The sequence below is a fragment of the Enterococcus sp. LJL120 genome (assembly GCF_054871765.1).
The window spans coordinates 502,231-515,669 of record NZ_JBTXLV010000001.1 but is presented as its reverse complement, the minus strand read 5'-3'; the positions used below and the strand labels follow the sequence as shown (position 1 = coordinate 515,669).

Here is a 13,439-nt window from a genome sequence, read left to right as displayed (position 1 = left end):
GCTACTCTCTCCTAACTAAATCAAAAGCAACTATCTGATTTTTTCAAATCAAACTTGTTAATCACTAGTATCCAGCCCCCGCATGCGGCGGCTTTCAGCCGAAATTTCTTGTTCTCTTTTGCGATTAAAGGGATATAAAATCATCGGAATGATGCCCAGCCAAATACAAATCAATGGCAGTATTCCGGTGGCAAAGCGCAGGCCGCGAACTGCTTCTGCTGATTGAACGGCTAAAGTGCCGTCGTAACCGGTGGCTGCCATGACATTTGTATACATAATCATAAACACACTGCTGAGGGCTGTGCCGAACAAAGTAAACATCCCATTAAACAAGCCCGTTTTTCTGATGCCGGTGCGCCACTCATCTTCATCGATAATCAAACTATTCATAATGGCCGTTGATGTGGCAAAGTGAATCGTGCAAATAACCACTAAACCAAAGGCAATTGATACCTGCCACAATTCCGACGCAAAGGTCAGACCTAAATACCCCAAAGTCGCCGGCAACATACCGATGAAAACATTGATTCGTGTGCCGAGGTTTTTGACTGAATAATTACTGACGGGCATAATTCCCAACGCAACCAGATGGGTGACGAAGTTAATAATGGTCGCCTGAGAACCTGTCGCCTGAATAACCGAATCCATATAATACAAATAGGCCGTTGAATAATAACGAAAGGCACTCATCGCAATCACACCGTAAAGCACCGTTGTCAAAAACGGTCGCGTCTTAATAATTTTCCAAGCTTCCGCCACCGTTTTTTTCACACTACTTTTGTCATGATGGAGATTGGCATACATCTCAGGAGTATCCTTTAAACCCCGCAGCGCTAAAACAAAAATAATTGTCTGCACAACTAAGACACCCATTAATATTGGAATAAATAAAGCCCGATTGCCATCACCAATTAGTAATAATGTTGGAATCATGGTCGCCATAAAAGATAACGCATAGGTCAAATAATTTCCGATTGTTCCGATGTCCAAGCGCTCTTCTTTTGATGGGGCGGCTAGTTGCGTATAGGAAGTATAAGCAATCCCATAAGCCGTCGAAGCAGTGTCGAAAAAGAATAGTTCAATGCTAAAGACGATAAAAATGGTCCATTGACTCCATGATGGACTGCTTAAAGCCATAAAAAAGGTCGCCAGCATCATAAAAGGCACAGTCACCTTCATGATATATGCATATTTGCCCCGCTTTGGATTATATGGTTTATGATCCAACCACGAACCAATTAGCGGATCGTTGACGGCATTCCAAATATTATAAAGCACATAAACCCAGCCCACCCACGCAGCACTTAGACCGATTACATCCGTGTAGTATTTGATAAAAACTTGATGAATAATAACTTGACTGACAGATAAAATCGGCGCCGGTAAGGAGAGTTGAAATTTTTTCCAAAAGGAAAGTCCGCTGCTTTTAAACGCAAAAGATTCCTTTAAAATTTGTAGGAGATTAAGTTTTGACTTCATGCTCATTTCCTCCATGTGACATTTGGCGGCAGACACAAAAAAGAGTTTTGAAGAAAGCTAACATAATGAAGGCTTTACTTAAAAGGGCAAAGCTTTTCACTGTGCCCTTTTAAATAAATTTTGCTTTAAAAACTCTTATTTCAACGCTTATAAATTTAGTTCTAGTTCAACTAATTCATCCTCTGAAGCCGTAATCATTAAGCTACCACCAGCGCTGTTGTCATGAGCGTGTAACTCAGCAGTTAAGCCCATTTCTGTAAATAATTCTAAATTAACTTTGCTTAAATCTGGCAGGTAAATAACACTTTCCCCCGCTTTCGCTTGATAGCGCAGAGTGAATTTTTGGTTTTGATAATCGTAGTGATAACGCTCAATTACACCAGCAACCATTTGTGGATACGGCCGGTTTAAGACGGCCGCCGTTGGACTTTCAAAATACCCATGATAATAACTCCAATAAGTATGGCCCCAGAGATAGTTTTCAAAGTATTCGATATGAATTTGACTGATACGTTGAGTTTCCGGATCTTGGAAATATGCCCCCCACTCTCCTAAAACCACAGGAACATTTTGTTCTTTTTGGACTTCACGGTGAACCATCAAAGTATTTTCAATGCGCTCGGTACTATAATTTTCAAAATGCGTAGTGTCGAAAACTAAATCATAGGCATGGGGTGCAAAAACCTCCTGCTGATTGTCTTTAAAGGTTAAAGCACTGGGAATGCCGATATTATTAAAGAAGCTAGTTTCTAAGAAAATTAATTTGCCATCAATCAGTGGCAGCAAAGCCGTCTCCAATTTATCAAAAAAGGGTTGTAAAATATTTTTTTCAAACTCCTGCACAATTGGTGTCAATAAACCCAATGCTTGTTTGTAAATATCTAAGTCAGCCAAAGTGCCCAATAATTCCTGTTTAGCAGCATCATCCAGCCATTTGGCCATCAATTCCTCCGGCGATAATTGGAAACGATGCATAAACAAGCCAATCAGCTGGTCCCGCACCTGCGTTCCTGAAGAACCAGGATAAGGCTCATTCATCAAATCAAATCCGATGACATTTTCTTCATCCTTAAAGAAGTTGGCAACAAATTTCCACATTTCAGTATAGTGATCCTGCAGGCCGATGCCGTCAGCGGCTGGCGCATTTTCCCAAAAATGATCGATGGCCCGATTCAAGCCTTCACTCAGTTGATACGTGTCACTCCATAATTGGCCAGCCACATGGGGAAGGCCATCATCCAACGTGGCCCACAGCGGCGCACCGTCGCCAAATTTTTCACTATACAGATCTTGATGCATATCAATAAAGACATAAATACCAGCATTCTTAGCCCAACGCACCTGCTCTTTTAGCTTTTCTAAATAGACTAAATCAAATTCATTCGGCTTTGGCTCAACTGCTTTCCAAAACAGACCCAAACGAATTAAATTAATCCCATTATTTCCTAATTGTTGGAATAATGCTTCACCGCCAGGCGTGATGTGTCCCAACTCACGATTTTTTTCAACTAGATTTAAGCCATTAAAAATAACTTCTTTTCCACTCTCAGTTAGAAATTTCTGGCCTTTGATTTTAATTTTTTCCATAGTGTCCCTCTTTCTTTCAAAAAAATAGTTCAACAGATAACGCTTTCAATTTTTCGATAAATAAATAACTTTATTAAAAAAATACTATACAAAAATTTTAGCATATTTCCCCAAATAATTACATGATTAATTGCGGATTTTTTGCTAAAACGAAGAATGTTATTTATTTCCTCCCCTTTGAAACAGAAAAAATAAATAACATAATCAATAACTATCTTGATAAAAAAGTATTAGATTTTCTCTAACGGATTCCATTTTTTATTTCAAAGTATTTGATACCGATGGTAATATTCAGTTAATTATTATTTTTGTAGTAGCCAAAGATATTTCTGGTTTTTTAAAAAGCTCTCGGAATTTTGTGAGCTATTTTTTTAAGCTGCTACTAGCTTCAGTAAATTCACTCTGAAGTTTTGTTTGAGTTTGGTAAATTTATCTTTACTTAAGAGCAAATAATAAGGTTTTAAAAGTTGATATTGGAATTTAACTTAAAAAGAATCCCTTCTTATCACGATTCAGTTATCGTCATAAGAAGGGAGCCTCTAAATGTTGAGTAAAATTTCAGTATTATCAAAAACTTTTGAAACTCATCTGAAGGGTTAGCTTAAACTAGTAGCTTCAAATCAGCTACACTATGGCATTCCCAATAAATGCCAACGAAATACAAAACAACCACCTCATGCTTTTAAAGTCAATACTGAAAAGTTACTTTTGCTTTAATACTACTCGATACTTATGCTCCGCTGCCCCTTCAAAAGAAATTGTATCCTGATTAATCCTTTGAAAAGAAAGCTGCTGATTTTTATCATCGTAAACCTTGGCATTGGCTAAATTAGGATAGCGAAGCTTCACCACTTGCTTGATATTTGGTTTGACAGTTGTCTCAATCAAAACTTTTTCCTGCCAAGTCAAACAGATTTCAACATTTCCCCGAGCCAGTAACCCTTTTACGAAACCATCCGACCAAATATCCGGCAATGCCGGTAACAATTGAATAAAGCCTAAATTGCTTTGCATCAGCATTTCTGTCACACCAGCGGTATACCCAAAGTTGCCATCAATTTGAAAGGGAGGATGCGCATCCCATAAATTTGGATAGAGCCCATCTTTAAATAATTTTTGAATCAGCTGGTGTCCCCGATTACCATCTCCGACTCGAGCCCAAGCGTTAATTAGCTGACCCATACCCCAGCCGGTGCTTTCATCCCCTCGATCATTTAGTGAAATAATCGCTGCTTCCAACAATTCTGGTGTCTCTATCGAAATTAAATTCCCCGGAAATAATCCTAATAAATGTGAAAGATGGCGGTGATTTTTTTCGCCAAGACTTCCCAAAGTTGTTTCGTTGTACCATTCCTTAATTTGTCCATCTTGACCGATTTCAATTGGTCTTAGCTGTGCTTGCGTTTTTTGCCAGCCACTAATTTTTTCCGTGTCTTGACCAAGTACTTTTGCTCCAGTGATGATTGCTTGATAAAGCTGCCAGATTAGCGATTGTTCGTAAGTATTTCCTGCTGTAATCGGCCCATGCTCTGGTGAAAATGTCGGCGCGGTTTCTAAGCGACCAGTTTTTGAATCTTTGATTAACAACTGATCGTACAAAGCCACAGATTCCCTCAATAACGGATAAATCTGCTCTCTCAAAAAGTCATCATCCAAAGTATATTCGTAATACTCCCAGACATTTTGCAAAATCCACGGCACTGCTGCCGGTGACCAACCCCAATCAAAGGACCAGCCGGGAGCTGTAAAACCATAAGGCGTATTTTGGGTGTGGGCAGTAAAGCCACTGGTAACGCCAAAATAAATTTCTGCTGAAACTTTGCCCGGCGCCACCAAAGAATTTAAATAATCAATCAACGGATAAGCTGTTTCGACTAAATTTCCGTTGTAGGTTGACCAATAGTTCATCTGCAAATTGACATTCATATGAAAATCAGCGCCCCACGGCACACGTTCAGCATCCCCCACCCGATTTTGCCACACTCCCTGCAAATTCGCCGGCAAGTCGCCCTTTCTAGAAGAGGCGATGGCTAGATAACGACCATATTGATAAAGTAACACTTCCAGCTGTCTTGCTTCAGCATCCGTAGCAAGACCTTCATTATAATTTTTTAGCAGCTGATCTGTCGGTAAAGGAGCAGTTGTCTGCCCCAGCTTTAACTGAACCCGTTCAAATAACTGCTGATAATCCTTCAAGTGGTCTGCTTTAATTTTTTGATACCCTTTTTTGACCGCCGCTGTTAAAATCTTTGCAACCCGTTCGTTAAGTTGTTGGCTAGTTTCTCCGGTTCGATAGTCGGGATAGATATTTTGGTAATCTGTACTAGCTGTGACAAAAATCGTCACGAAAGTTGCCTCTCTGACAGCTAGTGTTTCTCCGTCTTTTACAAAAACTTTTCCATCAGTCTCACCAATTTGCAATTGGCTGTTTAACAGCAGTTGATTATCCTGCAGACTTCCGCTGACAGTTATGTTGTTTCCAAAAACGCTAGTTGAAACTTCCTTACCTAAGTTTTTCTTTAGAATCTTTTCCTCATTATGAATCGGAAAGCGTATATCAAAATTCATTTTTCCGTTTTTAGCTGTGTACTGAAAAGCAATGACGTTATCAGGGTAACTAGCCAAATATTCTCTTGAAAAAGTCCCGCCTTGATAATCAAAAGAAACCGTTGCTAGCCCTTTGGTTAAATCCAATGAGCGAAGATAATTTTCCACCTGCGATTCATCTAGCAGAAAATCAACGTAAATATTTCCCCACGACTGATAAGCGCCATAACCGTTTGCCTCACCAACCAATTGTTGCGCTAGCTCAGCTGCTTGCTCATTTTGATTTGCTTGATACAACTCAATAACTTTTTGATATACAGCTGACATTTTTAGCCCATTTTCAGCAATGGGCTTATTGCCGCCATTATAATTAGGACGCCTCGTACTGGGACCACCATTCCAAAGAGTTTTCTGATTGAAGGTCAGCCGCTCTTGGCTAATCTCTCCATAGATATTAGCACCCATGCTGCTGTTGCCGATTGGCAAAGTAAATTGCTGCCACAAATTGTCTTCTTCAGTCGTATTAAAAGCTCCAGGGGATAAGATTGTCTTACCTTTGGAGGCAGGTTCGGTGTACCACAAAGTCAGGGGATTTAAAGGCTGGCGTTGCATTTCCAGTTTTGTTTTCATAGGCAAACTCCTTAAGAATAGACTTCTGCTTAGAGTCAATAATAAATTCTGAATAACTCAGGTATTTACAAATCATTCACCAAAAATATGATTTCTTGTGACAATCACTTCCTAAAAGCGATTGGATTGGTTATTTTCAAGTTTCCAGATAGACTGGGATTATTAAAAAAACAGCACTGAAATAACAAATATTTGTCATTCAGTACTGTTGATACATCTCATCTGTTTAAAAGATAATTGATAAAGAAACTATTCTTCGTTTGGAGTTGTGTCCATAATGACAGTATCTTATTTTGGTCGAAATCCATCCATTTAAAAGACAAATTACATCCCAAAATAAAGTCAAAAATTATTTCAAACTACACCTAATCCAAATCAATCCGCACATCATCTTTTAAGATATTATCAATTGTCAGTTGCATGAGGCTGATAATCTGCTCATCAGTCGGTTTGATAATCGCCGAAGACATCAATGAGGCAATTCCGGTAGCAACCACCCAACAGCCCATATTTAGAGACTGAATCTGCTCTGGAGAAAGATTTTCATAGCTGGGATCCTTTGAAGCCAACTCAGCAAAAAGACTATTAGAAAATGCCTGCATTTTATTGCCAAAACCTGATTCCTCCAAGTAAAGCGCCCGGTAAAGTTGTTTTTCCCGTTCAGCAAAATGGATGTAATTCAGCGCTAAATCAATCAGCGGCTGACGAGTATGTTCCACCATAAAAACTTCATCCGCCAAATAAGCATAAAGCTGGTCCAATAATGCTTCCTTCAGGTCGTTCATATTTTTAAATTCCAAATAGATTGGTTGGGTCGAACAACCCATCTTAGCAGCAATATTCCTGGCGGTAAAACGTGAGAATCCTTCGGTTGCGACAACTTCGTATGCAGCTTTTAAAATTTGTTCTTTTGTTATTGTTTTCTTGCGGGCCATGATGATTCCTCCCTGTCTGGCGTCGGTAACAACGTTTTCAATCTCTGTTATATTTACATTTTACCACGTTTTATTTAAAGTGCAAAACTCTTTTTAGATAAGCTTTCAATTATGACCATGTAATTTAATTAAACCTTCAATAAGTTATCAAAACAAATGTTTCCAGTGGTAATAATTGTTTTTAGGATTTGCAAATGCTATCATATTTCATGTAATTAAAAATAAGGGGGATATCCTGATGTCAAGTGAATTTCAAGCAGAATTAAAAAAATATGCTCAGCTGATTACCGAAGTCGGTGTAAACGTTGAAAAAGGACATACAATTGTGGTGCAAGCCAGTGTCGACCAAGCACCATTAGTCCGTTTGATTACCGAACATGCCTACAAATTAGGAGCCGCTGAAGTCATTGTCCAATGGAACGATGATTTTATCCAAAAAGAATTTTTAGCCAATGCTGACAGTGAACGTCTGGAAAATATTCCACAATATGTCGTTGACCGCTCAGATGATTGGGTGGCCAAAGGTGCTAGCCGCATCAGCATTGTTTCAGCAAACCCTGATTCATTGGCCGGTGTCGACGCTGACCGTGTGGCTACTTACCAAGCAGCCGCCGGAAAAGCCATGGCGAACCTCAGAAAAGCAACCCAAGCCAATAAAGTCAGCTGGACCGTTGTGGCGGCTGCCGGTAAAGAATGGGCAGCAAAAGTCTTTCCAGATTTAGACTCACCTAAAGAACAAGTTGAAGCCTTGTGGTCAGAAATTTTTAAAACGACCCGCATCGACCAAGCAGATCCTGTTCAAGCTTGGAAGGATCACGATGCCAAATTAGCCTCAAAAGCTGCTGAATTAAATAAAGAACAATTTACTGCGCTGCATTATACTGCTCCGGGGACTGATTTGATTGTTGGCTTGCCAAAAAATCATCTTTGGGAAGGCGCCGGCAGTTTCAATGCCCGCGGCGAAAAATTTATGGCCAATATGCCAACTGAAGAAGTCTTTACCGCTCCTGATGCAAATCGCGTTGATGGCGTTGTTTCCAGCACTAAGCCATTAAGTTATGCTGGCACTACCCTTTTAGGTATGAAATTTACCTTTAAAGATGGCAAAGTTGTTGATTTTTCAGCCGAACAAGGCCAAGAAGTTTTAGCAAAATTATTGGCAATTGACGAAGGCGCCAAACATTTAGGCGAAGTCGCTTTAGTGCCTGACCCTTCACCAATTTCCCAATCTGGTATTACTTTTTACAATACTCTATTCGATGAAAATGCTTCAAATCATTTAGCCTTAGGTTCAGCCTATGCCTTTAGCATCGAAGGCGGCACCGAAATGTCCGAAGAAGAATTAATTGCTGCCGGTTTAAACCGCAGCCACACCCACGTCGACTTCATGATTGGCTCCTCGCAGATGAACATCGACGGCATCAAAGCCGATGGCACCCGCGTACCTGTTTTCAGAAATGGTGATTGGGCGTAAATAAACGCTTTCGATTGCTTAAAAAAGAAAATGCGCTGTCGGATAAAATCCACAGTGCATTTTTTTCGGCTCTATAATTTATGGGACTGATGAATCAAAATTGATTCCTCAGCCCCATTTTTATTTTTAGGTATTAAAAAACATATCGTTCTCTAGTATGATTAAATCACGACAAATAATTAACTGAGAGGACGATATGCTCTATGAATAATTCTATCAAAAAAATGCTTCGGATTACAGATAAACATTTAGAGATTACAGATATTTCTTACGAAACATTAAAGGACAAACAACACATAGTGATCGAAGCGACGCTTTCTCCTCCACCTCATGCTTGTAAAAATTGTGGCTCTTCTGTGACAGATGGTGAAGGTAATATGATTATCGTTAAAAATGGCAAGAAGAAGACAAGGATTCGTTTTGATGAATTCAATCATCTTCCTATGGTCATGCGTTTGAAAAAGCAACGCTATACATGCAAAAATTGCCATAGTCACTGGACCGCACAAAGCTATCTGGTGGCGCCGAGGCATTCCATAGCGAATCATGTAAAGTATAAAATTATCGCTCTATTGGCTGAGGAGGTTTCCTTAACCTTTATCGCTAAGTTTTGTCACGTCTCTTTATCAACTGTTATTCGTATCTTAAAAGAGCTGAAATGCTACTTACCTAATCATTCAAAAAGGCTCCTTCCGCAAGTTCTCATGGTGGATGAATTTCGTTCCCACACCTCGACTGAAGACAAAATGAGTTTCATTTGTGCCGATGGCACAGATGGCAAGTTAGTGGATATTTTATCCACACGCAAGTTGCCACAGCTAACTTCTAATTTTGAAAAATGTGTCAATCCAGAAGAAGTAAACTATTTAGTGACGGACATGAATGCAGCTTACTTCCAGCTCACAAAAAAGGTTTTTCCAAATGCAAAATTAGTCATTGATCGTTTCCATATCGTCAAACATATGAATCAAACATTCCAAGATTTTCGTATTCAATCAATGAAAAAACTAATTGATACAGGTCATAAAGCTGAAGCACAAAAGTTAAAAACAAACCGGCGCGATCTTACAAAAGATAGACAGACAATTAATCATTTTGAATATAAATCTTGGCGTAGTTTTCGTTTGCCTCGGTATCCTTATCTCACAGAGGCAATGATGATTGACCGATTACTTTCCTGTTCACCGTCTCTTAAAGAAGCTTATGAAGCTTTTCATGAACTACAAGATGCCTTTCGAGGCAAGGACCATGAATTGTTTTTCACTTTATTAAAAGGGCTGCCTGAAACATTGGATCAAGAATTCAGGCTAAAACTTCAAAACCTTCTTAACTATGAGGAAGGCATTCGTAACGCCATGATTTATCTCTATTCTAATGGTAAAATCGAGGCAAAGAATACGCATATTAAAACACTGAAACGTGTATCTTATGGATTTAAATCATTTGAGAATATGAAAATAGGAATCTTTATGATGAATCAGTTGATTAAAGTAAAATAACAAAAAATCCAAAGTAGAAAGAGTCTGCTCCCTACTTTGGATTCATTTTAATCGAACTCATCAGTCCTTATTGACAAAGAGCCATTTTTTCTAGAACTTTTGGCTCTTTTAAAGCAATCTCCATTAAAAAGCTGAAAAAAGCTCAATCACTTTATCGTATAAAATATTTGGCACATTTTGTACACAAAAAGCCTTTAAATCAACGTTTAAAGGCTAATTTCTACGTCCCCTGCCGGAATCGAACCAGCAACTAATCCTTAGGAGGGACTTGTTATATCCATTTAACTAAGGGGACAAATACTTTACTATTTTATCTTTGCAAAATGTTTATGTCAAACGCTTTTAAGGTTATAATGATATAGTAATTAAAATTTTGGAGGTTTTAAAATGGTAAAAAGATTAATTAGCGCATTTTCTAGCGAAATCGCTAACATGACAGCAGCTGAGTTGAAACAATCAATTAAAGCTAGTGAAGGCCGGACAATTGCGGTAGAAAATGTTGTCTTGGCTTCACCGGCAGCTGGCGATATTACTAATGCAGAAGTGGTTAGTGCCTATGGAGCCGATTTAATTTTGCTAAACGCCTTTGATTGTTTCCGTCCGATTGTTTTTGGGATGCCTGGCACTACTGTTGAAGGTTCTTTTGCACAATTGATGAATCCAGATGCGGAAGTTGAAAATCCGATTCCTACTTTGAAAAAATTAACGGGTCGACCAATTGGAATCAATCTTGAACCAATTGCTTTTTCAGATCATATGCTAAGCGAACGAATTTCAATTAGCTCTGGTCGAACTAGCTCACCAGAAACAATCCAAAAAGCTGAGGAAATGGGCGTTGATTTCATTTGTTTTACTGGAAATCCTGGAACTGGTGTGACCAATGCAGCGATTGCGGATGCTGTTAAAGTTGCTAAACAACATTTCAGCGGCTTAATTATTGCTGGTAAAATGCATTCGGCCGGCTCAAGTGAACCTGTTGTGACACCCGAAGCTGTTGAAGCTTACGCAAAAGCTGGCGCAGATATTTTATTACTGCCGGCTGTCGGAACAATTCAAGGTTTCACAGAAAAACATTTAATTGAAGCTGTTGAAATTGCGAAAAGCTATGACTTGTTAACGATGACAGCAATCGGAACTAGTCAAGAAAGTGCCCGTCCGGAAACCATTCGTCAGATGGCGATTGTTAATAAAACTTGTGGCGTCGATATCCAACACATCGGGGATGCCGGTTTTGGCGGAATGACTTTACCAGAAAATATTTACGAAATGTCAATTGCTATCCGCGGATTGCGCCATACAATTAATCGTATCGGCCGTTCAGTAAATCGTTAAAATTCTTTAAGAATAGGCAAAAAACTTTTAATCTGACTCTTCAGTTGCTATCATAATTACAAGGACCAAAAAAATTTGAACAGTCTTGCTCCTTCATCACGAGTGAGGTAACTGAAATTAGGAGTGATCGAAGATGAAAAAAACGTCAGAAGAAATCTACGCTAAACGTTTCCATCAGTCAAAAGTCAGTCGCGAGTTAGTTATCAAGGCCGCTCTCAAAAATTTCCACGAAGATCCTGAAAATCAACGTCCCAAAACCAAAATTCGTTATAAATTAACCAAATCAGCTCGACTTTTTGAGTAATTTGCTTTCTTTTAAAACTAAATAGTTCCAAATAAAAAAACGTCGATTTGCCTCAACAGCAGTCGACGTTTTTGATTTTCTCAGAAATTTATAAACAAGAGAAAAAATAGAATATTCCTAGTGATTTTACTGTTTTGTATTAGAGCTTTTAGATTTTGTTTTTACATCTAGTAAAAGCTAAAATTTTTTCAAGCATAAAAACTAATCCCAACTATAAGAAACCCCTGCTTAAAAATAATCCTCCAAAATTGGTTTTTGCGGCAAAATGCGTTGGTCCAAATCAGCTAATAAATCTTCTGGAGCTTGAATTTTCTCGAAAAATTTTAGCTCCTCACCAGAACGAAAACCTAGCATCAATTGCGTCAAACCTTGAATATCACAGGTCAAAGTACTGAGTTCAGCCTGCAGATTGTCAGAAACAATCTGGCAGTCCCCATTAGCAGAAATCGTGATTTGATATTTACCAGTATTCCAAGGAGCGTAGCGATCTTCAGTCAGCTCCAAAATAAAATTTAAGTTCGTTGCCGCCGCTAAAAAAGGATATTCCTCTAAGAAATTAGCTGCATTGACGATTCTACCCATCATTTCTGGTCGAATCGACACCTGCAACGCTGGTTTAGCAAAAAGAAAATTTAAGTTGCTATCACTTTTTCCAGTTTCATAATGAAATTTTTCAAAGGAATCGCGATGACTGCCACAATAATTCGCCAAGCTCCAAAAAGCCGCTGCCGTCAAATATTCCCATTCGATAATCGTGAACTGACCTTCATCAAAACGATAAGCCAGATAGCCTTTAGCTAGGCCCTCTTCATCAAAATAGACCGCATATTGACTATGGTGATGCATCTCAAACTTGTATTGATACCACCAGTCTGCTCTTTTTACTGGGCCCACTTGATTTGCCATAACTGCTTCATAAACATTTTTGATATCAGCCTGAGCCTCTTGAAAATTTAGCCGCTTCACTGTGCCCACTTGATTATTTGCTTTCGGCCAATCTGAACCGGCAATCTCGTAAATTGTTTTTTCAAACAAATACTCATAACCATAACGACGATAAAAGGGATAGGAAAATGGCGCTAAATAAGTTAAAGCCACACCCGCTTGATTCAAGTCATTCAGCATTTTTTCCATCAACTTGTTAATGCCCCCCTGACCACGATATTCTGGATAAGAGGAGACCGTGCCGATACCGGCCATCTTGAACAATTTAGGGCCAATCCAAATATCAAAAGGCGTCGCTTGTAACTGACTGGCCAAAACATCATCGACCAAATGCCCATAATTCCACGAATGCTCAACCAGGCAATCAAAGCGCTGCCGAACTTCCGGTGTATCTGTTGAACGAAACGCATATTTCCCCAGCTCAAACATTTCTCGGTTACGATTTTCAATCAAACCTGTAGTCTCCATAAGTCACCTCGTAAAAATTTTTCTGCTACTTCAGTAATTAAATTCCCTTTTATTCTAACATAAAGCACAATAAGAAGATTCCATACAACAAAAAAGAGCCTATAACGATAGTTACTTAACAGATATTTTCGAATAAATAGCTAGCGCTGCTTACTTCTGGGGTCAAGTAAAGGCTCATGCTTGCCTCCCTATTTGCCTTTTAGCAAGTAGAGCTCGATAAATTTAATCTGTATTTACTA

The 13,439-nt window shown here is 39.0% G+C and carries 9 protein-coding genes and 1 tRNA gene; 4 read left to right on the top strand and 6 right to left on the bottom strand.

Annotated features, from left to right (window positions below; translation table 11 throughout):
• Positions 1–57 precede the first annotated feature (57 nt).
• The 4 genes from ACYSNU_RS02570 to ACYSNU_RS02555 form a co-directional block, all read right to left on the bottom strand.
• On the bottom strand, positions 58–1,479 hold the full coding sequence (locus tag ACYSNU_RS02570; protein ID WP_461735651.1) for an MFS transporter: 1,422 nt from the start codon (positions 1,477–1,479) through the stop codon (positions 58–60).
• Positions 1,480–1,626: 147 nt separating this feature from the next.
• Positions 1,627–3,066, bottom strand: coding sequence for a cellulase family glycosylhydrolase (locus tag ACYSNU_RS02565; RefSeq protein WP_461735650.1), 1,440 nt, complete (start codon positions 3,064–3,066; stop codon positions 1,627–1,629).
• A 702-nt stretch (positions 3,067–3,768) separates the two neighbouring features.
• A complete protein-coding gene (locus tag ACYSNU_RS02560; RefSeq protein WP_461735649.1) occupies positions 3,769–6,243 on the bottom strand; it encodes a glycoside hydrolase family 95 protein in 2,475 nt (824 codons plus the stop codon).
• Positions 6,244–6,608: 365 nt separating this feature from the next.
• Positions 6,609–7,178 (bottom strand): TetR/AcrR family transcriptional regulator, encoded by a 570-nt coding sequence (locus ACYSNU_RS02555; protein ID WP_461735648.1) that lies wholly within the window; start codon positions 7,176–7,178, stop codon positions 6,609–6,611.
• A gap of 238 nt (positions 7,179–7,416) precedes the next feature.
• On the opposite strand from ACYSNU_RS02555, the gene ACYSNU_RS02550 reads away from it, so the two are divergent.
• The gene (locus ACYSNU_RS02550) at positions 7,417–8,652 is read left to right on the top strand and encodes an aminopeptidase (RefSeq protein WP_461735647.1); all 1,236 of its coding nucleotides are present in this window, start codon (positions 7,417–7,419) and stop codon (positions 8,650–8,652) included.
• Between the two features lie 203 nt (positions 8,653–8,855).
• Entirely contained in the window at positions 8,856–10,151 is a 1,296-nt protein-coding gene (locus ACYSNU_RS02545; protein ID WP_461735646.1) for an ISL3 family transposase, read from the top strand.
• Positions 10,152–10,374: 223 nt separating this feature from the next.
• Here ACYSNU_RS02545 and ACYSNU_RS02540 read toward each other — a convergent pair.
• Positions 10,375–10,446 (bottom strand) — tRNA-Arg (locus ACYSNU_RS02540).
• 92 nt (positions 10,447–10,538) lie between these two features.
• Between ACYSNU_RS02540 and ACYSNU_RS02535 the strand changes: the two genes are divergently transcribed.
• A complete protein-coding gene (locus ACYSNU_RS02535; protein WP_461735645.1) occupies positions 10,539–11,483 on the top strand; it encodes a DUF7916 family protein in 945 nt (314 codons plus the stop codon).
• 133 nt (positions 11,484–11,616) lie between these two features.
• A complete protein-coding gene (locus ACYSNU_RS02530) occupies positions 11,617–11,787 on the top strand; it encodes a hypothetical protein (protein ID WP_265455317.1) in 171 nt (56 codons plus the stop codon).
• 228 nt (positions 11,788–12,015) lie between these two features.
• On the opposite strand, the gene ACYSNU_RS02525 is transcribed toward ACYSNU_RS02530, so the two are convergent.
• Positions 12,016–13,200, bottom strand: coding sequence for a GNAT family N-acetyltransferase (locus ACYSNU_RS02525; RefSeq protein WP_461735644.1), 1,185 nt, complete (start codon positions 13,198–13,200; stop codon positions 12,016–12,018).
• Between the last annotated feature and the right edge of the window lie 239 nt (positions 13,201–13,439).

Excerpts from the sequence above, each read along its gene's own strand:
- ACYSNU_RS02560 (WP_461735649.1), bottom strand. The coding sequence starts at position 6,243 with ATGAAAACAAAACTGGAAATGCAACGCCAGCCTTTAAATCCCCTGACT.
- ACYSNU_RS02530 (WP_265455317.1), top strand. The coding sequence starts at position 11,617 with ATGAAAAAAACGTCAGAAGAAATCTACGCTAAACGTTTCCATCAGTCA.
- ACYSNU_RS02525 (WP_461735644.1), bottom strand. The coding sequence starts at position 13,200 with ATGGAGACTACAGGTTTGATTGAAAATCGTAACCGAGAAATGTTTGAG.
- ACYSNU_RS02565 (WP_461735650.1), bottom strand. The coding sequence starts at position 3,066 with ATGGAAAAAATTAAAATCAAAGGCCAGAAATTTCTAACTGAGAGTGGA.
- ACYSNU_RS02555 (WP_461735648.1), bottom strand. The coding sequence starts at position 7,178 with ATGGCCCGCAAGAAAACAATAACAAAAGAACAAATTTTAAAAGCTGCA.
- ACYSNU_RS02550 (WP_461735647.1), top strand. The coding sequence starts at position 7,417 with ATGTCAAGTGAATTTCAAGCAGAATTAAAAAAATATGCTCAGCTGATT.
- ACYSNU_RS02545 (WP_461735646.1), top strand. The coding sequence starts at position 8,856 with ATGAATAATTCTATCAAAAAAATGCTTCGGATTACAGATAAACATTTA.
- ACYSNU_RS02535 (WP_461735645.1), top strand. The coding sequence starts at position 10,539 with ATGGTAAAAAGATTAATTAGCGCATTTTCTAGCGAAATCGCTAACATG.
- ACYSNU_RS02570 (WP_461735651.1), bottom strand. The coding sequence starts at position 1,479 with ATGAAGTCAAAACTTAATCTCCTACAAATTTTAAAGGAATCTTTTGCG.